Here is a 25629-nt window from a genome sequence, read left to right as displayed (position 1 = left end):
AAGGTATAACACGACATCACTAAGTTATTGGCGTTGCCTGGCTATCATTCGATGAGTTTATCCTGAAGTTTCCGCAATTTTTCGCAGGCATCTGCAAATTGATAGCTTTCAATATTATTTCGCAATGCCTCAATTTCTTCCTCTGTAAAGTACGTGCTTAACACGTCTACATATCCGGTTAAGTCTGCGGATTTAATATGCTGATTTAGGCTGTAGCACTGCAAAAGTGTTTCCAAAACCTGTTGTACGGAATCAGAAGTAGCCGATAATACTGATTTTTGACCATCACGGCGCCTGGGGGCATTGTCCAAAATCTGATTAAGTGCTTTCAGATCCAGCGAAACTTCCGACATTAAATGTTCTAAATCATCAGGTAGCTGTCCCTGGATCATCTGCTCCTCAGCCTGATAGGCAAGCTCGGCCCCCTTGACAGCACCCACTATTTTTAAACCGCTGGCCAGTGTATGTATCAAACGTTTGAGCTCTGCTAACTCGCCGGATTCAAACAGCCTTTTTAGCGTCTCCGGGGCATCCACCTGTACCCGACAGGTAGAACGAATTAGATCCAACAGCAACTTTGGATCATTGCCGACACGCTCTAAGGCCTCGTCGATATTCAGACGCTCGGATTCATCAGAGAATGAGATATGTTGCTCTTTCGTGGCCTCGTTACTTTTTTTGATGTCAATGTTTCCTGAGGGCGGTAAGAATTGTGCCAATACAGACTCTAACCGGCCCAACTCAATAGGCTTTGGAATATGTGCATTTAATCCGGCGTTTTCGACCTTTTTGAGGTCTGCCTTCATGACCGCCGCAGACATCGCGACTATGGGCACACCCTCACCATATGGCAATTGCCGGATTTTTTGAGTCGCTGAATATCCGTCCAGTCGAGGCATTTGCAAATCCATCAGGATTAAATCGAAATGGGGATTTTGCGCGTAAAGATCCACCGCCTCCTGTCCGTCATTCGCCACAACCGGCCTGATACTGAACTTTTCAAGGAATTCTGTGGCCACCAATTGATTGGTCTCATTATCTTCAACCAACATAACTGCTGCGTTGACGTACTGTTGACGCAGAAAAGTGGCTTCATTTTGTTCTTTAGACGCCAAAGCCGGGTCATCAGAAAGTGATACGATCGTATCGTACAAGCGCGATGCAATAAATGGCTTTTCCACAACGGCATCAATGGCAACGGTGTCCAATATTGACTGGTGTAAATCTCGGGCAAATCCGGTGATCAGCAAGATAACCGCACCTTTCAGCGCTTCGCGATAATGCAAATCAGACTGGATTGTCTGGATAAAACTGATCCCGTCCGTATCAGGCATTTTCCAGTCCACCAGAATAAGATTATAGGGTTTCCCTTCGGCTATAGAGGCCTTTAACAGTGCCAGAGCATCTTGCGCAGAGGCCGCCTGGTCATTGTCAAACTGCCAACTGTCCAGGACCCGGGTTAACGCCAGGCGATTATCGCTGTTATCATCAACCACCAGGGTTTTATAGTGAGCTGAAAAAACCGGCAATTGTGGTTGCTCGGCTACGCCCAGCAGTAATGTAAAGCTGAAAGTACTGCCCACGCCTGGCTCACTGGCAACCGAAAGAGAACTGTCCATTAACTTCAGCAGACCAGCACAAATAGACAGTCCAAGGCCGGTACCACCAAATTTTCGGTTAATCGAGGTGTCTGCCTGAGTAAACGACTGAAAGAGTTCTTTGATGGCCGTTTCGCTGATACCAATGCCAGTATCTGTCACCTCAAATTGCACACTGGCGGTACCCGGTTTCTCAGCCACCTCTTTGATCACAATGCTTAACTTAACATGCCCTTGTTCTGTGAATTTAACAGCATTACCCAACAGGTTACTTAAAATTTGTGACAAGCGCATACTGTCACCAATAAACATGGGGTCGTGGGTATAGGGAAAATCCACAATCAATTCGACATCTTTTTGCTCTGCCGTGATGGTGAACAATCCGGTAACGTCCTCAATAATTTGTGTTAACCGAAATGGTTCCTGCACTATCTGCAATTTACCGGCTTCCATTTTGGAATAATCTAAAATGTCATTGAGAATATTGAGCAGCGAATAGGTTGAGCTTTTAATTTTGCGTACATATTCCAGATCTTTGACGGGTAAAGGGCGCTCTGCCAGTAGTTGAGACAGCCCCATGATGGCATTCATGGGGGTTCTGATTTCATGACTCATGTTGGCCAGAAACTCACTTTTGGCCTCGTTAGCTCGCTCGGCCTGTTCTTTCAGCTCCATCAACTTCATTTGATATTGTTTCATGTCGGTTATATCCAACACGCTGCCAATTATCTTACTTACTGTCCCATTGTGATCACGCTCAAACACTGTATTTTTTGATAACACATTGATTTGCTTGCCATCATCAAGCATCAGACTAAATTCACACTCTTTAGTCGTCGCAATGTCCGGTTCCGATGCACAGATCTGTTTAAGATGCTCAGTCAGCCGCTGACGATCTTCTGGCACGCACCACTGCAGCAATCGCGGTGTATCTGATGCACTAAGGACATTCGCATCATAGCCAGTCATTTCACTGAAACTACTGTTGACGAATTCAAACGAAAAATCAGAGGCATTAATGATGTATTTGCCGGTTAATGAAGCGTCAATCACCCTTGCCATAAATTCCTGATTGTCACGCAGTATTTGCTCTGCCTCCTTGCGTAACGAAGTATCCTGAATTGACACAAAAAGTGTTTTTTCATCCGTCTTATTATTCAAGGTAAAAGCCACTTCTACCGGTAATGACGGAACGTCTTTTATAGGCCGGGTATCGGCCTCCACCACAACACGTGACTTTGCACCACTAAAAAGCGCTTCTTTGAGGCTGTCAAAGTTAATATCAGTAGTGACAAATCGCTTCAGTTGCCCCCCTTCAATCTGCGTAATAGAAGCTCCCAAAATCCGTGATGCAGATTCATTTGCTAAAGAAATCATCCCTTCGGGTGTGACCACCATAACCCCAAAATTAGCCGCATTTGCCGCGTCCATCAACGCTTCGTCCTGTTGTTGCTGAAAGCGCAGCTCTACGTTTTTTAGTTTTTCTTCATGTGCCTGCTGATAAGCTTCATGCATCTGAGACTGAGTGGGAATACGCAACGCAACTGGTAAGCTCTTATACACGGTCACCGCAGTGAGACAGGATACAATGGCCGTCACTAATTTAGATAATCCGTGAATGCCATAAGCCCCGTTCCAGATCACCACAATGCTTATCAGGTGTGTGACTCCACAAAGTGCAATAAACATCGAAAACAGCACAAACACACCGCGAAATTCAAGGTCATTGCGTTTTATCACAAAATAATACAGTGCCCCCGGTATAGAAAAATAAGCCAAAGCAATGAGCACATCGGACACGACATTCAACCAAAGGATTTCTGGTTTCCATAGGTAACAATGTCCGTGTGGCATAAAATCGGTGCGAAAAATATTGTGTAATGCTGTATTCATAGTCACGTCTTTTTAATTTTTAGCTACGCTGTGCAGTTTTTCTGTCACTGTATTTGGGTATTGCTGGTCAGGGTTTCTTATTGGCACGGGCCTTTCACAACAAAGCCCGGCAACCCAGCTATTATTAATAGCACAAACATCAAATAAAAAGATGATTCCTGGATACCAACTCGCCACTTCTGTTGACGCACAATGCCCCAGAAAAGTCATTAACCCGGTTAATATTCGACACACTCTGGTCACACAAATCTGACAATTCCCCGTTCTTATTCCATACTTAGGGCATGGTTGATTGTGCCAGAACAACGCGGTTGAGCTCACTTTTAAACAAAACTACCGCGGGCATTTAAAAACTTGTGATCGCAACCGGCACAATCGGCGTAACAAAATCAGGGTAAGTCTAAAAAGGTCCAATATGGTAATAACAAAAAAGTCCTTTCTCATCACTATACTGGTAATAATAGCTATCGTTATCGCATGGTGGTTATCCAAAGAACCCGCCGTACCACCGGCTCCCCAATTCAAAGAATTTGCTGCTGGCCCTGAACGCAAGAAAGCCTTTTTTGATTACTTTCTGCCCATTATCAATGAGGAAAACAGAGAGATTCTGGCAATTCGGGAACATTTAATCAGCGTCCGACTCAATCAGGACTATTCCAGAAGCGATATCAGTGACATTCAGGAACTTGCCGAAAAATACTATGTGCAAGATTTTGACATCGACAATGATGACCACTGGCAAACACTGCTGCGGCGGGTAGATTATGTTCCCCCGTCGCTGGCCCTGGCGCAGGCTGCAAATGAAAGTGCCTGGGGTACCTCGCGATTTGCCACAGAAGGCAATAATTATTTCGGTCAGTGGTGCTTTTCAGAAGGTTGTGGATTGGTGCCCAACAACAGGACAGCGGGCAGTAAACATGAAGTAGCCGCTTTCGACGATGCCAGAGAGTCAGTTAACCGATATCTGCTAAACCTCAATCGCCATGATGCTTATTTCAAGCTGAGAAAAATACGCGAGTCCATCAGAGAGAACGACGACCCTTTGCGTGGTCCGGCCCTGCTTCCCGGATTGGAGCGCTACTCTGAAAGGGGTGAACATTACATGGAAGAACTTAACGATATGATCCAGTTTAACAAACTAAGCCGCTATGACGCTCAGTTTATCGTGCAATCCGCAGAGCCCGAAAAAGAGTGAATGTTCGGGGGTATCAAGCTTTTAAAACCCAATCAGGCCGCTACAAATAGCGGCCTGACGAACCGTTAACCAGAGCGTGAATAGCTCAACTCAGAGCTGCCTTAGCTCTCTACCTTTTGTTTCAGAGTTTGGGTTAATCCCGGCAAGCCTTTTTGTCTTAAAAGAGGAGCAAATTCAGAGCGTTTGCTTTGCACCAGGCTAATTCCCTCAACCACCAGATCATACGCTTTCCACTGACCTGATTTGTCCAGTCGCAACTTAAATTGCATCTGTACGTCTGGCTTTCCCTTTTCCTTAACATGAGCATTAATGCTGACTTTGTCCTTATTTTGGAAATCTCTGAGCGGCTCGAATAACACCTGTTGATCATTATAATAATTCAGGGAAGCGGCATAGGTGCTACTCAGGTACAATTTAAATATATCCAGATAGGCCTGAATATCACTTTTCTCAGAAGAATTCGCACTACTACCCAGCACCAGTAACCCGGTGTAAATATGATCAACATGAGGCAACAGATACTGCTCGATAATGTTTTCCAGGTCTTTTGGAGCAATCTCGCCTTTTTTCCTAAGCTGTTTAATTTGCTCAAAGGTATCATTCGCTACCTTTTCAATAAACGCCGTTGGATTTGGCGGAGATTGTTGTGATGATTGTTGTGCTGCGGCGTGACCGTGACTGAACAATCCGGTCACCATCAGGGTCAGGAAAAATGTCCATTTTAAATTTAATTTCATATTTAACTCCAAAAAACAACGCGTTGTCAGTTATAGCAACGCAATAGCGATATCACCAAAACCCCAGATCAGCGTACCCACCACCAGCAGAAAAAACTCCAGGGTGCCCGCCTGAACCTTAATGGAGGTTTGCAAACTTTCTTCAAGGTCATCGTACTGTTTAATAACGCGATTAATTTCTTCGTCAGCGAATTCGGGGGGTGCCTGCATCAATCTTAACTTGCGCCGGGTTTTCGCCAGGGCAATGCGCTCCTGCACCAGCAGACGGCTGCGCAACAGTTGCTCCTGAAAAATACCGCCAAATCCGGAGGCAACCCCCAACACCACTATCAGGCTGCCGGCGCGGGAGAACCACTCATATCCAAGCCACTGAAGGTGACTCAGCCAGATACCAGTGAGAGCCAGTATTAAGGCAATCAACAACACCACGACCTGATAAACAGCACCATGAATTTGCCCTTTCATGTGAATTAATGATTTATCTCCGGACAGATCAGCCAAGGCTATGCTCCCCTCGACAAGGCATTGATGTTGTACACAGACATTCAATCATCATTTTGTTTTACCTCACCCTCAGGTTTAGGATCATAATTAAACTCGTAAAAAATATCGAAAGCATTAGACAAGCCACTTACCGCTTCCAGATACAATTGTGGTAACAACTGATAACGCAAGGAAACCTCGGAAATCGCATCAAACACGCCAACGCCGTAGGCAATTTTAACATTGGGCGCAATCGTGCCACTCACTGCAACTTTTGAGCTATCACCTTGCCCTTCCATCGCCAGGCTGAGATCCTCGACACCAAAGCTTTTACCGATTTTAGAAACGGCGCCCTCAGATTTGTTTAATCCGTAACTAAGCAATACATTGGCAAACACCGATTCCTGCGACGCATTGCTTTTAGCCCCTAGCGCTTTACCTGATAACAAGTAGGATAGCGCTTGCGCCTGAGACATATCAGGATTGGAAAATACGGTCACTGTGGGCTGTCTGGCGGCACCTTCCACTCTTAACCCGGCAATGACATTGTCTGAGGTAACTTGTGGATCACGGATCGCTTCCAGCGATAAACTGGGGTATTCCAACGGACCATTAAACAACAAATCTCCCTGTCGAATGATGAGGTTTTGGCCATACGCTTTGTACGTGCCATTTAACAGCGACACTTCGCCGTTGGCGGTTAACGTTTCCCCGCCATTGAGTTGCAGGTTGCCGGTCAGGGACGTAGTCAGTCCAAACGCTTCCAGATTGACACTTTTTTGCTTTTTAGGATCAACAAACAATGCCAAATCCAGCACCAGCTTTGGCCCTGTGGTGGCGTTTTTGTCTGGACTATCTGCGAACACAATATCGGCAGATGGCCGTTGCGCGCCCTCTGGTAAGGTTTTAATTTTTACACTTGCTTGCGGTACATTAATTTTGCCAGACAGTTTTAGCATCGATTCAGACAGCGATAACTCGATATCAGGAGATACCTTCAGATTAACCATTAAATTATCATCGTACTCCAGCGCCTCACCTTTGAGTTGCATGTGAACATTCCAGTCCTCCTGCCAGGTGACATCGGCCTGAAGTGAACCAGCGCCGCTGCCCATTTTAAAGTCGCCGGATGAGGTTACCGTCTGACCGTCAAATATCAGGGTTTGTGACAGATCGTGAACATTGATACCTAACTCCCGGCTCAGTACCCGTCCTTCCAGTAATCTGGCGTCTCCGGTAAAGGCGAGATATTGGTTATTCAGTTTGGCGGAAATATCTGCATTGATGATACCTTCCAGTTGTTCCACCTGAGGTACCAGGTATCCAAACGGGGCTAATTTAAATTGCTCAATGCGGGTTGTCAGACTGGCTTCATCTACACCGATTTGAGAAAAGTCAGCAGCAAACGGCATTTGCCCGTTAAATCTAAAAGTGCCTAAGCCATCACTGAGTAATGTAGATTCAGCAATGATACGTTGGTCTTTTAATGCCGCCTTGAGATTCAGGGTCTGAATGAAAAACAGCTGTTCCTCATCGAACAATTGCCACTGTTCAGGAGTAAAATGTGCTTCATAATCCAGTGCCGTTAACTGATTATTTGACAACTGCGCCTGAAAATTAAAATTCAGCAAACTGTCACTTTTTAGCTTGCGCAACAATCGGTGATTGCCTTGCAACCAGTGAATAAGTGGCAATGCCTTTCCGTCAATATCAAGCTTTGCCGTATTCTCAAACCAGTTTAATTGCCTGATACAAACAGCGGCATCCTGTTTGTGTAGCCAGCAACCGGCACCCAGACGATATTGCTGATTTTGCCAGTCAAGTAATAACTCCGTCTTGTTTTCCAGAGCAAAAGTGATGGTATTGCGCGATACCCGACTGTTGAGAAACGCCCCCTGCCATTGAGTTTCAGATAGCCTTCCCTCCAGGTTCGCTGCCACCTGCAGCCAGTCAGAGTCCAGCGCAAACTCAATCTCGTGCCGGGCAGCATCACCGGTGGAATTCAGCTGTAAATCCAGTACCAGTTCGTCACTGAGTTTCAGTTGTTTTGCATCAAGTGTTAACTGGAAAGGGCTTGTCGGAGCCCAGGCAAGCGCCATTTCTGATGTAAAACTTTGCAGGCGATACTGCAGGTAGCGAAGCTGTTCTCCCTTTCCTGAAAGCGACAATTGTGGTCGTTGTAATGGTCCTTGCATCTGAACCTCAGCAACGACACTTCCCGCTATATCGGAATGAAAACTTTGCAGATGGATTAGATTAAGCTTTCCGCTGAGCTGAAGTTGTTTATCGGCACTCAATATCGCCTGCCCGTCAATGTGGTTTTCGCCCAACTGAAACGCCAGATTGTTGAGTTCCGTGTGGCCGTCGGAAGCATAGCGATATTCACCCGTCAGCCTTGCTATATCTCCTTGCCATGGCACAGCTAATTGTAATTGCTGGCCATCTACATCAAATTGGTTTCCGGTTACGTTTATCTGTAGCTGACTCTGTGCAGATAACGCTGTATCCGGTATCGGGAAAAAAGCACTCAACGCTATGTCGTTAGCCTCCATGGCCAAATTGATTTTTGGATTATTCGCCAGGTGAACGTGTCCGGTGGCCTGCACACGTCCTTCTGAGGCCAGCAATGCAATTTGATTGATCGCGATGTCACTGAGGTTGCCTGACAAATCTAAGTCCAGGGACACAGGTTCCAGTAAAGCCTGCTCCAGAGTACTGTTAGCCCGCACATAAAACTGCTGCAAATCACCTTGCAGCACCAGACTGGTATCGTGAAGCAGTGTATTTTCCGGTAATTTCAGGTTGGCGAAGTGGGCCTGTAATTGCAGCGGCAATTGCGCCGATGTTAATGAGGTTTGCAGCTCTACTTCACCATTGATTGCGATGTCTGACAGCTCTCCCTGGCCATTGAGCTTCAGGTTTAATTGCTGCGGTGCGCCGCTTATCGTTAATGCCAGCTTTCCGGCTGCGCCGGTTAACTTTAAATCGCCATCCACCTGCCAGTTATTACTGGTTTGCACTGTACCGGTCAGGGAATAACCGGCCGTGTTCAGGCGCAGCGCCTTTAGCAACAGTTGTTGCGGTGTGATGCTCAGTTGTGCCGCAACAGAAGTCAGCTGATATTGACTGACATCACCACGAAACAGCTGTACATCCTTGAAGGATAAGTCGTTCACTGTCGCCCTTACAGGAACAGATAACCCAGGCAATGTCAGCGGGGTATATTGCAGCTCAGCCAATTGCTCCAATTGCGCCTGTAGTGTCAACACGGTTTCAGGTTCAGATTCCGGCAAATACAACTTCAGATCCTCTGAGGTCATTTGGCGAACCACTAATTCCCGGTAAAAGCGAAATCCGGCTGCAACAGAGTGTACCTGTACTCTGGGCTGACCATCTAAACTAAGCGACAGCTCTTTTAAGCTGAATTGCTTTACTGAAACGGGCAGTGGTAACTGCAGTAGTGCTTGTGAAGATGATGGGTCTTCCTGAATCGGGGGTTGTGCACTGGCGGACCCGGTCGCAATCGCCACCTCAAGCTGTTGCAGCGCTAACTTGTCGATACACACCTCGAACCGCAACAGACAGGCGGGTTGCAAATCTAACCTCAGTTGCGCCAGCGCCAGCCTGTTGCCGGATTGTTCGAACTCAACACCATTAAGTGTCAGCTCGCCAAAAATACTGCCATTAATTTCCGACACCGTCACCTGCGGTACCTGTTGCAGCACTGTCCGGATGAGGAAATTAGCCCCGGCTGTGGTGTAAGTTAAAAAGCCAGTTAATGCCACGAGCATCAAACTGAGCAGCAGTACAATTCGCACACTTAGGTAGCTGTGTCTGAGGATAGATTGCCAGTTAATCATAGTGCTGGCCCTAAAGAAAAGTGCAATCGCCAGGTGGACTCTTGCTCATTGTTACCACGAGCAATGTAAACCCTTAACGGCCCCACGGGTGTTACCCAATGAACGCCCGCGCCCACCCCGGTAGCGACATTATCAAACCAGGACATACCGGCATTACCGGCGTCTGCAAACAGTGCCAGTCGCCATTCGGGTAACACATCAAACGTGTACTCTAGTGTTGAAGTGTACAGGTATCTTCCCCCTAACAACTGCCCTTCAGCATCGAGCGGTGCTAATGACTGATAACCAAAACCACGCACACTTTGGTCACCACCGGCAAAGAAACGCAATGACGAAGGCACTTCGTCAAAATTATTGGTGGATAAGGCACCCAATTCCATTCGCCAAAAAAAACGATGTTGCTGATAAGTTCTGAGCCAACGGGTTTGCGCTACAACCCGCACCAGGTCAAGGTCACTGGCAAGTGCCTTGCTGGCCCCTTCTACAGACAGGATCTGTCTGTCGCCCCAATAGGGGTCCAACTCCCCTTTATTGCGAAAACGACTCCAGGTATAGCCCGGCAACAACAAGGCCGTGGTAATTTCATCCGCGTCTGCCTGACGGAAGGTTTCCCTGTCGTAGCGCAGTTGCGCCACGCGTTGCCAGCCTGAATCCGGCTCCAGCCAATGGCGCTTTGCAGCCACCGATAAGGTGTTACTCTGCGTATCGTTGTCATCGGTATGTTTGAGTCCAAGCTGCAAACTGACAAAGTTTTTCGCCGGATCCTGCAGAGGAATGCGATAGTTCGCTTCTAAGGATTGCTCCACCATTGAGGCAAAGAGTTCTGTTTCGATGCTATGCCCGGCTGAGTTCAACCTTGAACGTTGCCAGCCAAACCTCACCCGTGGTCCGGTATCAGAGGATATACCTCCACCGACATTAAACTCGTGCAGCGGTTTGAACTCATAAACCACTTCCAATGGCACCTGGAAATCCTCCGACTGAGGCACCAATGGCCGCACGAATACACTTTCAAAATACCCGGATCGTTTCAGTTGCTGACTGAACAGGTTCAGCTTCAGCGCATCATATTCTTCACCTTTGATAATGGGATTTAACCCGGCGATGAGTGCCGCGTCGTTCTGATTAGCGATTGTCACTAAGTCGCCAAACCGGTATCGGGTTCCCATGTGCAGCTGCAAACGGATATCAGCCTCGATAAAATTACTGTCAACAATGACCTCATGCTTTTCAAAAGCAAAATCAAAAAAGCCTTTCAGTAACGCCGTACTGGTTACTTCTGACTTCCATTGCTCATAGCGTTTATGATCGAATCTGTCACCGGATTTAAACGGGAAGCGGGCTAAAATGTCCGTCAAAATGGCTGTTTGCTGTTGCACTTGTTGTGAATTGAGCTCAATGTGCCGCACTTTTAACGCCGGGCCTAACTCCAGGGTCAGTCGCCAGCGCCCACAATCCTGTTCACTGGCAGGCTGTAAATCCTGAATTTGCGCCAGGTAATAACTCTTGCTTTGCAATGCGCTGGTGATGGCTGCATAGACCTTTTTTCGATAGCGATTACTCAGCACGCATTTTTCCGGTGCCGGAAAGACACTCAGGTGAGCATTAATGTTGCTGAGTACATTATCAGGTAGCTTTTGCTCAGACGTTACTTCAATCGCGTTGCTATAACGGATCTGACAACAAACCAAAACCAAAAAGGCAAACAACACCGGCTTGCCCGAAAAATTCAATGACATATCGCTGAAAACGTCCTAATACTCAGTCGCTACAATAAAAATAATGTGCCCAATCCCAGGAAGGCCACAAAACCGACAATGTCAGTTACCGTGGTCAATATTACGGAGCCGGAAAGCGCCGGATCAATTTTAAGTTTATCAAGAATAATGGGTAACGACACACCCGCCAGCGCGGCAGCGATGATATTGAACAAAATAGCCAACGCAATAACCAAACCCAACAAGGGATCAGAAAACCAGAAAAAGGCCACAATTCCAATAACAACGGCCCAGATTACGCCATTTAAGCCACCGACCCGCAATTCTTTTTGTAGCAAAGCGTTTCGGTTGCCACGGGTTACCTGTCCAAGTGCCAGTCCTCGTACAATCAGAGTTAGTGTTTGACTACCGGCAATGCCGCCCATGCTGGCCACGACCGGCATCAGCACCGCCAGCGCGACAACCTGTTGTAAAGTCGCCTCAAACAGACCGATAAACCAGGAGGCCAAAAACGCCGTTATCAGATTAATACCCAACCATACAGCACGGCTTTTTGCGCTTTTTCGCACCGGCGCAAACAAATCTTCGTCCTCGTCCATACCCGCCGATGACATCACCTGCCGCTCATAGTTTTCATTAACCAGTTCACTGGCGGTGATCATGTCTACCCGGCCCTGCAGCACATTGTTACTGTCAACCGCCGGCAGTGCCATATAGCCAGCCCGCTGCACTAGCCGGGAGGCGTTTACACTGTCATCATCCACTTTTACGACATCAATATATTCTTCGGAAATTTCCACCAATGGCAGGTGTTCAGGCGCACCAAAAACACTGGTCAACCTTACGGCCTCGGTAAAATGACCGGCGCGATTCACTAAAAATATGCAATCGGTAAGATCGGGAACATTGCGTCGAATCAGGCGCAATGCGTCACGCACTTTGGCACTGATAGGCAACACTAAAACTTCGTGGCTTAACCAATGGCCTATCTGGTTGTCGGCGAATAAGCTGGCGTCCTGAAAATACTTGCGCTGCTGTTTATTCATCACCGCCAGCGCACTTTCTACTAACCTGTCAGGCAGGGAATCGGCCAGTTCCAACAGGATTTCAGCATCCATATCGGTAAACAACTGCTGCCACTCGTCATTCTCAGTGGCATCGATCAGTACTTCCCGCGGATCGCCACGCATGGCAACCAGCACATCTATTTTTTTGTGTCTCGGAACTTCATTCCAGACAGCCAGACGCTGTTCTACCGGTATTGATTCCAGTAGTAATGCGATATCCGATGCATCTTCCTCAAGCATGATATGGGCTACAGAGTCAGTTTCACCGGTCAGGGGTGCAGCCACCACTTCCTGGATTAAATTAGGTAGCGGATCTGTCATGCTTAGTCCTCTATAATGTCATTATTAATCAATATGATAACAATCGTACAGGGCACCACAACCAGAGATTCAGAACTGCGTGTTCACATTCTGCCAATTGCACTGCCTGAAAAACTCACTAAGCCCCTTCGGGCTGGAAATTCCCGTACCTCAGTGTTTTATGTAAGGACGAGAATTTTACAGTAAAAGTCACAAATTTCTCCTGCCAGATGTGACTTAGTGACCTGTATTTCAGTCTACAGGGTTAGATTTAATGTAATTCCCTGTTTGCCATTACATTAAAACTATAGGCTATCTGAGATTAATCCTGTCGACTAGCAGCGAACAAACTGAAAGCGTAGAAATAATTAAGATAGTAATCAAGAACTTAACTATTAGTAGCGTTGAGAGTTTGCAATGAATACAGAACAACACCAGGTCAGCACTAAACTGCTCGGCCACAATATTGATTTACAGGCTCTGAAAGCAAAATTGCACAAGAGTTTTGTTATCCACCAGTACCGTGATGCCTTGTACATCGCGTATCACGGCAGCACTGCCTTTGTATTTGACTACGGGGTGATCTGTGCCTGGAAAATGAAAGAAGAAGATAAAACTCAGTTGCTGGTCAAAGTCCTGAGTTGTACCCAGAACGGCACAGACGATCACGCCTGGGAAAACTTCCATTTCAAAGTGGAGCAGAACGCCAGTTTAATGGTAAGAGACGATGAGATCCGCCTACCCGACGACGACTTGCTGACCCTGCTTGCCGTCAGTCATGGGCTGGCACAATCTGAAAAGCTGGAACAATTTGAAGTGTTAGCGGAAAAAACCATCCGTGAACATTCTCACCTGTCTGAAACACTGGCTAAAACCGGCAAGATTCCGCTGTCCCGCAAGGCTCTTGCAAAAGCCAGAGGAAGTCTTTTCCAGACCCGCAACGATATCGTATTACGCTTTAACCTGTTGGATACGCCGGAGTTCTTTTGGGAATACCCTGAACAGGAAGCCAACTATCTGCAAATTTCACGCTATCTGGATCTGCAACCCAGAGTGGAGCTGCTGAACCTGAAACTCAGTACCATCAATGAACTGTTGGAAATGCTGGCATCAGAGCAGAATCACAAACACTCCGCTTTTCTGGAATGGATCATTATCTACCTGATCGCAGTAGATATTATTTTATATTTTGGTCATTAAGAACGAGAGCGTGTTGAATTTTGCGGTACAATTTTGCAGCAAAGAACAACACGCTCTGTTAAAAGAATAATCAAGGACAACCACTTGAAAATAGCAATTTTATCGCGCAATGAGCGACTGTACTCTACACAACGATTGAAAGAGGCCGCACTGGCGCGCGGCCATACTGTGGATATCATTGACACGTTACACTGTTACATGGATATCACATCCAGCCGCCCTAAAGTGCGCTACAAAGGGAAAAACCTGCCTCAATATGACGCCATTATTCCGCGTATTGGGGCATCCATCACCTTTTACGGTACCTCGGTGGTCAGACAGTTTGAAATGATGGGCAGCTTTTGTGTCAATGAATCAATTGCCATCAGTCGTTCCAGAGACAAATTACGTTCATTACAACTTTTATCCCGAAAAGGTGTAGGCTTACCGCGAACCGGTTTCGCACACTCGCCGGATAACATCAAAGATTTGATTAAAAATGTCGGTGGTGCGCCGGTGGTCATCAAAATCCTTGAAGGAACTCAGGGCATCGGTGTAGTACTCGCTGACTCGGAAAAAGCCGCAGAGAGTATCATTGAAGCTTTTATGGGTATTAAAGTTGATATCCTGGTACAGGAATTTATCAAGGAAGCAGGCGGTGCTGACGTTCGCTGTTTTGTAGTCGGAGGTAAAGTGGTTGCAGCCATGAAACGCCAGGGCAAAGAAGGCGAGTTTCGTTCCAATCTGCATCGCGGTGGCACGGCAGAGTTAACCAGATTAAGTAAAGAAGAGCGCGCTACCGCAGTTCAGGCTGCCCGGATCATGGGATTAAATGTCTGCGGTGTCGATTTGTTGCGCTCTTCTCACGGCCCTGTTGTAATGGAGGTAAACTCGTCACCGGGTCTGGAAGGTATTGAGACCTCTACCGGGAAAGATGTCGCAGGACTGGTTATTGAGTTTATTGAAAAAAACGCCAAACCACACAACAATAAAACAAGAGGTAAAGGCTAGCATGACAGAACCTTTAGAAATCGGTAAGACCCTGATTAAACCCGGCTCCAGAGTAAAACTGGAATTACCAGCTGCCAGGCTTTACACGGACACAGAAATTTCCATTCCGGTGGAAGTGATTAATGCCCGCAAACCCGGCCCCGCGGTGTTTATCAGCGCGGCAGTGCATGGCGATGAACTCAACGGCATAGAAATCATCCGGCGCCTGCTCACAATGAAGTCTTTCCGCTTGTCTAAAGGGACTATCATTGCCGTACCAATCGTAAATGTTTACGGCATGCTCAATCAAAGCCGTTACATGCCTGACAGACGTGACCTGAACCGGAGTTTTCCCGGTTCCGCCAAAGGGTCACTGACAGGGCGACTGGCGCATTTGTTTTTATCGGAGATTGTCAGCAAATGCCAGTATGGTATTGACTTACATACCGGGGCGATTCATCGCAGTAATTTTCCTCAGGTCAGGGCAAATCTGAATGATGATGAAACCATGCAATTGGCCCGCACCTTTGGTGTACCGGTTGTATTGAATGCTGACATTCGCGAAGGTTCATTGCGTGAGGCCGCGGCGTCAAAAGGTTGTAAGGTTCTGCTTTACGAAGCCGGACAGGCGTTGCGTTTTGACGAGTTGTCTATACGGGCCGGATTAAAAGGCGTGCTTAACGTATTGTCTCATCTGGGTATGATACGCAAACGCAAGCCGTCGAAAACGGTAGAACCATTTGTTTCCAACCACAGTTTTTGGGTCAGAGCCACCAGTAGTGGTACAGTAACAGACCGAAAACGCCTGGGTGATCATGTCAACAAAGGTGATGTACTTGCCGAAATCTGCAGTCCGATAGGATCTGCTGTCGATATTTTAAAAGCACCCAATAGTGGTGTTATCATCGGCAAGCAAAATATCCCGCTCGTACAAGAAGGTGACGCCATGTATCATATTGCAGACTTTGAAACGCCCAGTCAGGTAGCTGAACATATCGAGCAGTTGCAGGATGATTTATTACCACAATCTGATAACAACATAGTGAGTCAGGACCTATGAGCAATAGCGAACTCCCCCAACCTCTTACCGACAAAGTTGTGATTGGTGTCGCAGAAAAAATCGACTTGCCAGAACTTGGCCTAACTGCCATTGCGACCCGAATAGACACAGGCGCAAAGACGTCAGCATTGCACGTTGACCACATCGAAATCGATGAAACTGCCAAAAAAGTTAAATTTTGGTTTCATCCTGATTTTCACGACGTTGAAAAGACCATTAAATGCGCCGCACCGTTACATGACGTGCGCTGGATAAAATCCTCCAATGGTGAAAAAGAGCGCCGTTGCGTGATAAAAACACCGGCACAATTGGGTAATTTAACCTGGGATATCGAGTTAACACTTACCGATCGCTCTATTATGAAGCACCTGATGTTGTTGGGGCGGGAAGCCCTGGAGCAACATTTTGTCATCGATCCTTCCGATGATTATTTAGCCGCGAAATGAACGCAATCGCAGCTTACCTAACATCAATATCCGTCACTATTTTCAATTGCGAGTAAGGCTATGGAACAGACACCCTCCTCTTTAACCGCCAACATCATTTGGTTGGTGGATGGTAAGCATACAATTCATCCTGCCGTTGAAGACAAAGTTGTCAAACTGGCGAAACTGCATCATGCCACCATCAGCATTGTCTTTGATAATCGGTTACGGGCCCGGGAACGCCATTACTGGTTTATGTTTGATAAATCGGAACAGGCGGAACAGACCTGGATTAAAGAGCAGGAGGAAAAACAGCAGCGCATTCGGGAACGAATGAAACAGGAAAACCTGGCATTTAACTTTATCGTGTTGGACAAACCGAATTACATGGAGACGATCGAAGCCTGCACACAAGGAAAGAAAGACAACCTGTTACTTATCCAGGATGAGCAGATAACTGAGCGTCACCCGATTTTCCAGGACCTCGCGAATTTGCAGTGCCATGTTTTAGTCATGCAGCCCAAAGCGTGGAACAGCCAAACCAGGCTCATTGGCGCGGTAGACCCATTACACGAAAACTCCCGTCCCGACGATTTGGATTTTATTATCTCGAAGAAAACCCGCAACCTGGCCAAGTTACTCAAATCTGAGTGGGTTATTGCCCATGCCTGTCATGTGCCGGCATCCTTTATTCAGTACAAACACAAAATATCCACATTACATCGACAGGGACTGGATGATTTTATGGAGCGCATTGGGGCGACTCCGAAACACGCAGTACTACTAAATGGATTACCGGAAAAAGCCCTGACAGACTGGGTTAACAAACAAGACAGTGACATTTTGGTGATAGGCAATGTAACCCGAAACATGTTGCTATCGCACCTGGTTGGCAGCACCACTATGGCACTGTTAAATAATCCCCCCTGCGATATGTTGCTCATCAAGAGTCCCAGGCACAACTAACTTATCGCCTGCAACATAACCTCACAGCTTAACACCGGTGAGGTTTAGCCTGGTCCAGACATGAAAAACGCATGGCTTACTAAACTAACGAAGTGGCAAGAGTCAATGATGTCTTAAAAATTTCAATTTTGCTCTTTTGATGAAAATATTGTGTTTGCTTCAGCAACCAGTTCCCAGTTATCAGATTTATACACCCAGCCTTTCCATATGTTGGCCTCTTCGTGTCCCATAATGAAAAGAAAACCATCTGTATCAGCTAAATGTTGACTGATCCTGCTTGAAGAAATTATCGAATGTAATTTTTCCAACATACTGAATTCTGCTTTTTCACTGGGAGGGTAAGACACGACGACTTTTAGGTCACAATTTATTAGCAATAGATGTGATACTTCTTGAAAAAGACCACTATAAAAGTCATTTTCATGCTCAAAGGCAATACGAATATCTGTGAGATAGCATCCAGGGCTGTACTCTTGTATTAAGTCTTCTTCACGATAAAAAACTGAATCAATATTATGAAAATCGCCGTTAAAGCAAAGTAATCCTAACCGCTCGGAAATATCAACTACGATAGAATTTTCATTTTTAATTACCAAACTTGTGAGTTTTGTATTACTCCAATTTTGTTCGACTTCGTCATTTCGGTGCTGAATAGTATCGCACCATGTTAGGTAAAACTCTTTTGCTGTTATCATGATACCTCCTTGCAATATATCGTTGTTCCCATCTGACCATATCTATGGAATGGCTTAAACTATACATTAACGTTTTTCAAATTATAAAGCTCGGTTTAATCCGATATGCCAACCTACTAAAACACCCCACTTCCTTAAATTTTAAATTTCAGGCCCAGTTGCAGGCGTTTTTGTCCTTCGTTTAGTTCCAACTTGCTGAACCAATCCCAGCCCCATTGTGCTATCAATTCGCCTTCCAGTTCGAATGTCAGGGCATGGCCGAAGTCGACGAAGTCTTCAGTCAGTTCAGCTCTGGCCCCAAAACTTGCATCGACATAGCTGTAATACAGAAAATAATCCATTTGATAATTAGGGATTGGCATTGGACCTTCCAGGATCATTACGGCTTTAAGATGGTTATTGTCTGTGCGATCTACCAGCTCCATAGCCACAATATGCTCACCTGCAACCTGATAGCGCAACTCTGCCCGGAGGAAGTTTTCATTTAGCATACGTTCAAGCCCCAATTCATAACTCAGCTTGTCGGTTATTCTGGCGCTTAGCTCAAACTCCAGATAATCAATGCGGTTTATCGCGTGAAAGGCATCCGGGCTTTGGGTGTGGGCTAATTCGCCAACCACTATTTCGACTTTATTGTGAGCAGAGACATCCCTGACATGCCGAATTCCGGCAATCCATCCGTCTTTTGACAAACCGGTTGAAGAAACACGGCCTTTATAAGTTGGAATAGAGCCCAATTCAGTTTTGCCGTATTGGGACTGATGTCGCAGATAAAAGCGTCTCAGGTAAAAGCGGTGATTTTCATCGGCACCGAAGGTATTGTAACTGGACGAAAACTCATCGCCAGTTACCGCAAAAGCATTTACCGACCAGTTTTCATTGAAACTCAGTTGCGGATAAAAACGCACGCGGTATTGGTATCTGGGAACCTTGTCAGAACGGAAATCGGCACGAGTCGAAAAGTCTAAACGAGCGTTCAGGCCTTGCGGCGCCGCATCATCAGAGAATACCGAAAAAGACGTACCAATCCCTGTAACCAGCACCCATATCAAGCGTATGGCATGGCTTGTAATCATATTATCTTGAACCTGTTAACAATGAATCTTGTCATTCAGCCGGAGTATAATCGCACGAACTGACCCAGTTAATATGGCATTACTCCCCCAATTTTACATTCCGGCTAAATTCACCCTACATGCTATAGATGACAAAGAGTTTACCGCGAGAGGCAAAGCAAAAAGCAATGTTAATACCGAACAATTTATTCAGGCATAACGTTCTGTGAAGGAATATGAAGCAAAAATGATTCTCGATGGTAAAAAATAGAATCCATATTATCTGCACATTTTGTTGCGATAACAGCCCCATTAACTATCGGTACATAGGACACAACAATGGCGTCACTGGCAAGTTTTAATGTAGATGGCACTGAGTATCATATTTCCAATGAGAACATGGATATGGATCTGTTAAAAACTCTGCTTTAAAAAGTCATCAGTACTGACAACGCCCCGGTGCTGGAGCAACTTTGCCAACGTCAGAGTGTCAATGACGACTGGTTTGAAGCCTTACTGGCACAATACACCGCCGCGTTGAAACACAGCCACAGCGAAAGCCTGAGCGACAATGACGATGACGAGCTGTTAAATTCGCTGTAGCGCTATCTACTGTTCTTTTCTGATATGCAACGGCAATAGCGCGGATGAGCAACACATGCGCGTTTCATCTGGACGTTTTCATGTTGCGCCCTCATAATCATTACCACCTTTCGAATGCTAAGCTTAGAGCCTGTTGATCTTTGCTCAAAGTAGACTGAACTAATATCTATGTACGCCGTAATTTTTAAAGCCAAAACTGGCGCGCAAGACGCACAATATTCAGAAACCGTGGCGCTGATGCGTGACCTTGCGTTTGCGCATTATAATTGTCAGGACTTTATCGCCGTCACTGAAGGTCAACAGGAAATAGCAATCTCCTATTGGTTGTCAGAGCAGGACATCAAAGACTGGCACAAAGACAGTCAACACGCGGTAGCTCAAAAGCTGGGCCGGGAAAAATGGTACACAAGCTACATTGTTGAGGTGGTTGAAATCAAACGCCGATATCAATTTGGTGACGCTTAACTCGTGTAATTGTTCAATTATCAGCCAAACGACTTGATTATCGGCGCTTTTTTATTACTCACACTGCACATTTTCACCACAATTGATTACACTTTGTTACATCTATGTAAATCTGGCCTCCCTTTTTGAAGCGCACCGACTTTTTGTTTAGAAGTAGCAAACATCACAATTTGCCCAAAGATGTTGAGTGGCAGCTTACTCAGGATTTTTTCCGCAAGGCCAGTACCAATACGCGTCCTTTAATGCTGGGCGCTGTATTGTTTGCTTTAGCCGCCTATTTTCAACAGGCAACACCCTCTGGCATCTTGATTTGGTTAGCGGTGCAATTTCTATTGGGTATCGTGTTACACCTGCTGACGCGTCAATATCGTTCTCCTAAAATCAACAATCAGCAACTGCTTCGCTTCATCTTTGCCCGAATTATTATCGGTGTTTTAATTGCCGCCATGTTTGGCTGCTCATTGTTTTTGTTACCCGAGGAAGGCATGAGCAGTGGCGCTCCCATTTTTATTTTCATGTTAATGATGATCGCCATCATTACAGTGTTTCGTTATGCCATGCTGCCCATGTTTTCAAATGTATTTTTGATCAGCCTGGTATCGCCACAACTACTCTTTTTTGTACTCTACCCAAGCAGTTTACACCTGACCTTTTTGGTTTTAGTACCAACCAGCATTATTTTAGTGGTACATCTGGGCAACGTGCTCTCCCAGGCAAATCGCGAAACCATTTCCCTGAATGCCAAACTCAAACACGAAATTGAGGAACATGTAAAAACCAAAAAATCGCTGGAAGTCATTGCAATGCAAGACCCGTTGACTCACTTGGGAAATCGCCGGCAATTTGACAATGCATTGCAGGTGGAACTTCAGAGATTTAAACGCTACGAACGTAGTTTCAGCATTTTTTATGTGGATTTAGATAACTTTAAACCGGTTAATGATATGTATGGTCACGATGTGGGTGACCTATTGTTAACCGACCTGGCGCAACGCCTGAAAACCTCAATGCGGGTAACAGATACGGTGGCACGTATTGGAGGTGATGAATTCGCCATCATTGCGCCGGGTATCGCCGAACAAACTGACATAGACAACATGATCAAAAAACTGGAAAGCGCGATCACCGAACCATTTCAACTGGACACTGTTCACCTGGAAATCAACGCCAGTATTGGCTGGGCAAATTGCCCTCAAGATGGCTTAGATAAAGAAGCATTATTAAAGGTAGCTGACATCAGAATGTACAAGGTAAAAAACAACCGGTGACAGTGAGCATGACTGAGCATCACACACGCTGCCACCGATAGCCTGGATTGATTCTCAGACCAGTCTGTTTCCTATTGGCAGTTTGGTCACCGCTTTACCTGTCACACTGCGAATTGCATTGGCTACTGCCGGTCCAATAGGCGGCGTTCCAGGTTCACCCACTCCCGTGGGGGCAACATCAGATGGCATAATAAACACCTTGATATCCGGCATTTGATTAATGCGCAGCGGCGTATAGTCATAAAAATTGTTTTGCACTACTTTTCCACCATCCAGGGTAATTGCCTCACCCAGAATAGCGCTGAGCCCGTAGCCTATGCCGCCTTCCATCTGTGCAACGATCACATCCGGCGTTACTGCAACTCCACAATCCACTGCACACCACACCTTTTCGACCTGATACGACTTATCGTCATTCACTTTTACCTGCGCCACCTGAGCAACAAAGCTGGCAAAAGATTCGTGAACAGCAACCCCTAACCCCGTTCCCGCGGGAAGTGCGCTGCCCCAGTTGGACTCCGCCAGAACCTTATTTAACACCGCCAAATGCCTTGGATGCTCCTTGAGCAATTGCTGACGCAATGCCGCCGGATCCTGTCCTGCTGCATGTGCCACTTCATCGAAGAACACTTCAGTGGCATAGGCATTGTGACTGTGCCCTACTGAACGCCACCACAACACCGGCACGCCCGCTTTGGCTTCGTGCCCGTCAAATTTAAAATTGGGGATCTGGTAGGGTAAATTTGCCCCACCCTCGGCGATTGCAAAATCTAAGGGCCCGGTAATAAGCCCCTCAAACGGGGTACCCCGTAATATGGATTGCGACACAATCCGATGATGCCAACCACTTATCCCGTTTTGTTGGTCGATGGCAGCGCGAAACTTGTGGAAAGCCATAGGGCGATAACGGCCAGCTTTGATGTCATCTTCGCGTGACCACTGCATGCAGATTGGTGCAGCGCCATTGATGGCCTTGGCAATAACTACCGCGTCCATGACAAAATCAGAATCAGGAACCGCACGACGACCGAAACTACCTCCGGCAAACTGGGTGTGTACAAAGACTTTTTCAACCGGTAGCCCTGTTACCTGCGATGCCACATATTGATCAATACCTGGGATCTGCGAACCGGTGTAAATGTGACAGGCGTCTTTTTGCAAATCCACCACACAGTTCATGGGTTCCATGGTGGCGTGAGACAGATAGGGAAATTCAAATTCCAGCTCTACTGTTTGCGCTGCCTCAGCAATCGCCTTTGCAAAATCTCCGTCATTCCTGGCAACCGCACCGTCAGTTTCGGCCAATGCTTTAAAATCAGACCACAATTGAGTAGAACTGCGGGTCTCCGCCTGACTGTCATCCCATTCAATCGTCAAAGCCTGCTTGCCCTGTCTTGCTGCCCAGTGGTTTTTCGCGATAACAGCGACACCCCGAGGTGTGGTGATCACTGACTCAACCCCCGCTACAGCCCTGGCTTTGTCACTGTTAACACTTTTAAGCGTTGCACCAAATTTGTCAGGACGTGCAATAGCGGCTACCAACATACCCGGCAAACGCACATCAATAGTATAGTTGGCCTTGCCCGTACTTTTCTCTTTGCTGTCAATGCGGGGCACCGACTTGCCTACCAGCGTAAATTCTTCCGGTGTCTTAAGTGTTGGTTTTTCCGGTGGCGCAATTAACGCAGCGGCTTCAGCCATATCACCGTAGGTGGCCTTCCTGCCAGCCGCCGTTAGCTGACCATTTTCAGCTACCACTTCAGACTCTGCTACAGCCCATTGTTTTGCTGCAGCAGCGATTAACATTGCCTTCGCAGCAGCGCCCGCCTGTCGTAGTTGCATCCATGAATTTGCAATAGAGGTTGAACCGCCTGTGCCCTGATAGGGTCCCCAAAACAAATTGTTATAACGCTGAGCGTCGGCCGGAGCGAACTCCCAACGCATTTGTGCCCAGTCCGCGTTCATTTCCTCGGCGACAATTGCCGTTAATCCCGTTGTAACGCCCTGGCCTTTATCGAGATGCTTAATTACAACGGTAATACTGTTGTCTTTCGCAATCTTGATAAAATGCCCCATTGCAGATGGTTGCTGAGCTTCTGCGCTCGCCGCGTGACTAAAAGACAACCCAATACTAAATCCAACCCCTGAAATAGCAGAGACTTTAAGAAATTGGCGTCTGGATAATTCCGGTGTCGCAACAACACTGTTGTCATTTTGTGCTTGTGCCATTTTCATTATGAAACCTCCTTCGCCAGGGTATCTGAAGCTTCGTGGATAGCAGCCCGGATACGGTGATAAGTTGCACAGCGACAAATATTGCCTTGCATCGCCATATCAATATCTTGGTCATTGGGCTGTTTATTGTTTTCCAACAGCGCGGTCGCTGACATGACCTGCCCTGATTGGCAATAGCCACACTGCACTACGTCCAGTTTTTGCCATGCCTGCTGAATAGCTACAGCCGCTTCGGAGTTTAATCCCTCGATTGTGGTCACCCTGGCACCGTTCGCCGCAGCCATTGGCGTTGAGCAAGACCGCACTGGCTGTCCATTGAGATGCATCGTACAAGCGCCGCACATACCTACACCACAACCAAACTTACTGCCGGTCAGGTTTAATTCATCTCGGACATACCACAACAGTGGCATATTGGGATCACCCTCATAGGTGACCTTGTCACCATTTAATTCAAATGAAATCATGATAGCTCCGGAGCACAAGGCTCAGTGTTTTAACAATGAAGTAGCAAGGAGTTTTAAAAAGTATTGCAAAGGTGAGTTTTTTAGCAAGTATTGCCCCCCTTAAAACGCTGTAAATTCCACCGTTTTGTAGGATTGTGCATCAGGCAGATTTAATAAGGCATGCGCAGCAAAGACCGGTTATTGTCAGCAAACGGCGTCCACCATCAATACCCGCTTTACCCCGGCAAATTAACTGGCTTCTCAGAGACGGTTGCCTCTGCACGACAATGTTTAAGCAAAGTGTCTACACACTGTAATTAGTGTTTACTTTAAACAACAATGCGCTTTGCACACTTTTACGGCCAAATCTTCGAAAAAACACACCGGGCCAGCTATACCACAGGGCTTAACCCGGATTAATCGTGTTATTTAGGATTGAGACTGAGATTGCTGTGCAGCGATCATGCCGGACAAAAAGTAGTGTTCATTAACAGCATTGTGCACTTTGCTCAGTTCCAGTTGAATGTCATCGATAACGTCATGTAAAGCTTGCTGCCTTAAATTCTGCACTTCCTGTTCTGCGACACGTCGTTTTACCTTCATCAATTGCCTGAGCGGCATATCATTGCGGGGTAAATCCGCCAGTCGCTCACCAATGTCATTGATGCAAAACAGAATAGAGCGTGGGAACGTCTCGCTTTGCATCAGGAAACTCAGCACCTGTGCCCGCTTTACTTTCACGTTCATGTTTTGCCGGTACATCTGATAGGCATCCATCGACTTTAGTACACTCATCCACTGAATATTCTGAAAGGGTTCACTTTCTTCTTCATTCACCAGGTTCGCGGAGCGAACATCCACGATACGACTGGTCATTTCTGCCCGTTCCAAATCGCAGCCCATCCGGAAAAACAAATAGCTTTCATCGTGATTCAGAGAGCCTTCTATCAAGCCATAAAAAGACTGTATACGGAAAATCACTTCCTCGAGATAAGCGAAACGGCGTTTTTTGTTGACCCCTTCAGCGACATTTTCTTTGCCAAAATGGTACAGTGAATTCAGGCGCTCCCAGGCTTCTCTGGGCAATATATCTCTGACGGTGCGGGCATTTTCTCTGGCCGCCCACAGACAATAATTTAAGCTAACCTGACTGCTTTCATTGCGCTCCAGTAAAAACTTCATCACGGTGCGCTCATTAAAGTTACTGTGCACAGCACAATAGGCATCGCGCTCACCAACGATATCGATCAGCGGCTCCCAACCTAAACTAACCCCTTTGGGCAAGTCCAGTAACAGGTTGTTGTTGACGTTAATCAGACGCGCCATATTCTCAGCACGCTCCACATAGCGCGCCATCCAGTAAATGGTCTCTACAACTCTTGCTAACATGG

Annotated in this window: 20 protein-coding genes; 9 read left to right on the top strand and 11 right to left on the bottom strand. The window is 46.5% G+C overall.

Annotation, left to right across the window (positions count from 1 at the left end; translation table 11 throughout):
• Positions 1-44 precede the first annotated feature (44 nt).
• The gene (locus tag LJ740_RS19250) at positions 45-3491 is read right to left on the bottom strand and encodes a PAS domain-containing hybrid sensor histidine kinase/response regulator (RefSeq protein ID WP_229530755.1); all 3447 of its coding nucleotides are present in this window, start codon (positions 3489-3491) and stop codon (positions 45-47) included.
• A gap of 415 nt (positions 3492-3906) precedes the next feature.
• Between LJ740_RS19250 and LJ740_RS19245 the strand changes: the two genes are divergently transcribed.
• On the top strand, positions 3907-4686 hold the full coding sequence (locus LJ740_RS19245; protein ID WP_229530754.1) for a glucosaminidase domain-containing protein: 780 nt from the start codon (positions 3907-3909) through the stop codon (positions 4684-4686).
• 101 nt (positions 4687-4787) lie between these two features.
• Here the strand turns inward: LJ740_RS19245 and LJ740_RS19240 are convergent, their stop codons facing one another.
• The 5 genes from LJ740_RS19240 to LJ740_RS19220 are packed head-to-tail and all read right to left on the bottom strand — an operon-like array spanning position 4788 to position 12872.
• Positions 4788-5423 carry an MlaC/ttg2D family ABC transporter substrate-binding protein gene (locus LJ740_RS19240; RefSeq protein ID WP_229530753.1) on the bottom strand — a complete coding sequence of 212 codons (636 nt, stop codon included), beginning with the start codon at positions 5421-5423 and terminating at the stop codon, positions 4788-4790.
• A 30-nt stretch (positions 5424-5453) separates the two neighbouring features.
• Positions 5454-5924, bottom strand: a complete 471-nt coding sequence (locus tag LJ740_RS19235; RefSeq protein WP_229530752.1) for a hypothetical protein — start codon at positions 5922-5924, stop codon at positions 5454-5456.
• Positions 5925-5968: 44 nt separating this feature from the next.
• Positions 5969-9766, bottom strand: coding sequence for a translocation/assembly module TamB domain-containing protein (locus LJ740_RS19230; RefSeq protein WP_229530751.1), 3798 nt, complete (start codon positions 9764-9766; stop codon positions 5969-5971).
• Positions 9763-11505, bottom strand: a complete 1743-nt coding sequence (locus LJ740_RS19225) for an autotransporter assembly complex protein TamA (RefSeq protein ID WP_229530750.1) — start codon at positions 11503-11505, stop codon at positions 9763-9765. The genes LJ740_RS19230 and LJ740_RS19225 overlap by 4 nt, the downstream gene beginning before the upstream one ends.
• A 29-nt stretch (positions 11506-11534) precedes the next feature.
• A complete protein-coding gene (locus LJ740_RS19220; RefSeq protein WP_229530749.1) occupies positions 11535-12872 on the bottom strand; it encodes a magnesium transporter in 1338 nt (445 codons plus the stop codon).
• A 396-nt stretch (positions 12873-13268) separates the two neighbouring features.
• Between LJ740_RS19220 and LJ740_RS19215 the strand changes: the two genes are divergently transcribed.
• The 5 genes from LJ740_RS19215 (at position 13269) to LJ740_RS19195 (ending at position 17471) form a co-directional block, all read left to right on the top strand.
• A complete protein-coding gene (locus LJ740_RS19215) occupies positions 13269-14051 on the top strand; it encodes an RMD1 family protein (RefSeq protein WP_229530748.1) in 783 nt (260 codons plus the stop codon).
• Positions 14052-14135: 84 nt separating this feature from the next.
• Positions 14136-15041 carry a 30S ribosomal protein S6--L-glutamate ligase gene (gene rimK, locus LJ740_RS19210; protein WP_229530747.1) on the top strand — a complete coding sequence of 302 codons (906 nt, stop codon included), beginning with the start codon at positions 14136-14138 and terminating at the stop codon, positions 15039-15041.
• 1 nt (position 15042) lies between these two features.
• Positions 15043-16080, top strand: a complete 1038-nt coding sequence (locus LJ740_RS19205) for a succinylglutamate desuccinylase/aspartoacylase family protein (protein ID WP_229530746.1) — start codon at positions 15043-15045, stop codon at positions 16078-16080.
• Complete coding sequence (locus LJ740_RS19200; RefSeq protein ID WP_229530745.1) at positions 16077-16526, top strand: ATP-dependent zinc protease family protein; 450 nt, start codon at positions 16077-16079, stop codon at positions 16524-16526. The genes LJ740_RS19205 and LJ740_RS19200 overlap by 4 nt, the downstream gene beginning before the upstream one ends.
• Positions 16527-16586: 60 nt before the next feature.
• Positions 16587-17471 carry a universal stress protein gene (locus LJ740_RS19195; RefSeq protein ID WP_229530744.1) on the top strand — a complete coding sequence of 295 codons (885 nt, stop codon included), beginning with the start codon at positions 16587-16589 and terminating at the stop codon, positions 17469-17471.
• A gap of 122 nt (positions 17472-17593) precedes the next feature.
• Here the strand turns inward: LJ740_RS19195 and LJ740_RS19190 are convergent, their stop codons facing one another.
• Together LJ740_RS19190 and LJ740_RS19185 are read right to left on the bottom strand one after the other, a co-directional pair.
• Entirely contained in the window at positions 17594-18166 is a 573-nt protein-coding gene (locus LJ740_RS19190) for a hypothetical protein (protein WP_229530743.1), read from the bottom strand.
• Between the two features lie 134 nt (positions 18167-18300).
• Positions 18301-19242 (bottom strand): hypothetical protein, encoded by a 942-nt coding sequence (locus LJ740_RS19185; RefSeq protein ID WP_229530742.1) that lies wholly within the window; start codon positions 19240-19242, stop codon positions 18301-18303.
• A 438-nt stretch (positions 19243-19680) separates the two neighbouring features.
• On the opposite strand from LJ740_RS19185, the gene LJ740_RS19180 reads away from it, so the two are divergent.
• From LJ740_RS19180 to LJ740_RS19170, 3 genes are all read left to right on the top strand, one after another.
• On the top strand, positions 19681-19824 hold the full coding sequence (locus LJ740_RS19180; protein ID WP_229530741.1) for a hypothetical protein: 144 nt from the start codon (positions 19681-19683) through the stop codon (positions 19822-19824).
• Positions 19825-19992: 168 nt separating this feature from the next.
• Positions 19993-20289, top strand: a complete 297-nt coding sequence (locus tag LJ740_RS19175; protein WP_229530740.1) for an antibiotic biosynthesis monooxygenase family protein — start codon at positions 19993-19995, stop codon at positions 20287-20289.
• Positions 20290-20459: 170 nt separating this feature from the next.
• Positions 20460-21557 (top strand): GGDEF domain-containing protein, encoded by a 1098-nt coding sequence (locus tag LJ740_RS19170; RefSeq protein ID WP_229530739.1) that lies wholly within the window; start codon positions 20460-20462, stop codon positions 21555-21557.
• A gap of 54 nt (positions 21558-21611) precedes the next feature.
• Here the strand turns inward: LJ740_RS19170 and LJ740_RS19165 are convergent, their stop codons facing one another.
• The 3 genes from LJ740_RS19165 to LJ740_RS19155 all read right to left on the bottom strand — a co-directional run bounded on the left by LJ740_RS19165 (position 21612) and on the right by LJ740_RS19155 (position 25627).
• Positions 21612-23792 carry a xanthine dehydrogenase family protein molybdopterin-binding subunit gene (locus tag LJ740_RS19165; RefSeq protein WP_229530738.1) on the bottom strand — a complete coding sequence of 727 codons (2181 nt, stop codon included), beginning with the start codon at positions 23790-23792 and terminating at the stop codon, positions 21612-21614.
• Positions 23792-24259, bottom strand: coding sequence for a (2Fe-2S)-binding protein (locus tag LJ740_RS19160; RefSeq protein WP_229530737.1), 468 nt, complete (start codon positions 24257-24259; stop codon positions 23792-23794). The genes LJ740_RS19165 and LJ740_RS19160 overlap by 1 nt, the downstream gene beginning before the upstream one ends.
• Positions 24260-24667: 408 nt before the next feature.
• Positions 24668-25627 carry an alpha-E domain-containing protein gene (locus LJ740_RS19155; protein ID WP_229530736.1) on the bottom strand — a complete coding sequence of 320 codons (960 nt, stop codon included), beginning with the start codon at positions 25625-25627 and terminating at the stop codon, positions 24668-24670.
• Between the last annotated feature and the right edge of the window lie 2 nt (positions 25628-25629).

Source organism: Planctobacterium marinum (assembly GCF_020687805.1).
Classification (GTDB): domain Bacteria; phylum Pseudomonadota; class Gammaproteobacteria; order Enterobacterales; family Alteromonadaceae; genus Planctobacterium; species Planctobacterium marinum.
The sequence above is the reverse complement of the archived record's forward strand: the minus strand, read 5'-3'. Positions and strand labels throughout refer to the sequence as shown.

Bases quoted from the DNA above. Each gene is read 5' to 3' on its own strand.
- LJ740_RS19250 (WP_229530755.1), bottom strand. From the start codon at position 3,491: ATGAATACAGCATTACACAATATTTTTCGCACCGATTTTATGCCACAC.
- LJ740_RS19245 (WP_229530754.1), top strand. From the start codon at position 3,907: ATGGTAATAACAAAAAAGTCCTTTCTCATCACTATACTGGTAATAATA.
- LJ740_RS19240 (WP_229530753.1), bottom strand. From the start codon at position 5,423: ATGAAATTAAATTTAAAATGGACATTTTTCCTGACCCTGATGGTGACC.
- LJ740_RS19230 (WP_229530751.1), bottom strand. From the start codon at position 9,766: ATGATTAACTGGCAATCTATCCTCAGACACAGCTACCTAAGTGTGCGA.
- LJ740_RS19225 (WP_229530750.1), bottom strand. From the start codon at position 11,505: ATGTCATTGAATTTTTCGGGCAAGCCGGTGTTGTTTGCCTTTTTGGTT.
- LJ740_RS19220 (WP_229530749.1), bottom strand. From the start codon at position 12,872: ATGACAGATCCGCTACCTAATTTAATCCAGGAAGTGGTGGCTGCACCC.
- LJ740_RS19215 (WP_229530748.1), top strand. From the start codon at position 13,269: ATGAATACAGAACAACACCAGGTCAGCACTAAACTGCTCGGCCACAAT.
- LJ740_RS19205 (WP_229530746.1), top strand. From the start codon at position 15,043: ATGACAGAACCTTTAGAAATCGGTAAGACCCTGATTAAACCCGGCTCC.
- LJ740_RS19200 (WP_229530745.1), top strand. From the start codon at position 16,077: ATGAGCAATAGCGAACTCCCCCAACCTCTTACCGACAAAGTTGTGATT.
- LJ740_RS19195 (WP_229530744.1), top strand. From the start codon at position 16,587: ATGGAACAGACACCCTCCTCTTTAACCGCCAACATCATTTGGTTGGTG.
- LJ740_RS19190 (WP_229530743.1), bottom strand. From the start codon at position 18,166: ATGATAACAGCAAAAGAGTTTTACCTAACATGGTGCGATACTATTCAG.
- LJ740_RS19185 (WP_229530742.1), bottom strand. From the start codon at position 19,242: ATGATTACAAGCCATGCCATACGCTTGATATGGGTGCTGGTTACAGGG.
- LJ740_RS19175 (WP_229530740.1), top strand. From the start codon at position 19,993: ATGTACGCCGTAATTTTTAAAGCCAAAACTGGCGCGCAAGACGCACAA.
- LJ740_RS19165 (WP_229530738.1), bottom strand. From the start codon at position 23,792: ATGAAAATGGCACAAGCACAAAATGACAACAGTGTTGTTGCGACACCG.
- LJ740_RS19160 (WP_229530737.1), bottom strand. From the start codon at position 24,259: ATGATTTCATTTGAATTAAATGGTGACAAGGTCACCTATGAGGGTGAT.
- LJ740_RS19155 (WP_229530736.1), bottom strand. From the start codon at position 25,627: ATGTTAGCAAGAGTTGTAGAGACCATTTACTGGATGGCGCGCTATGTG.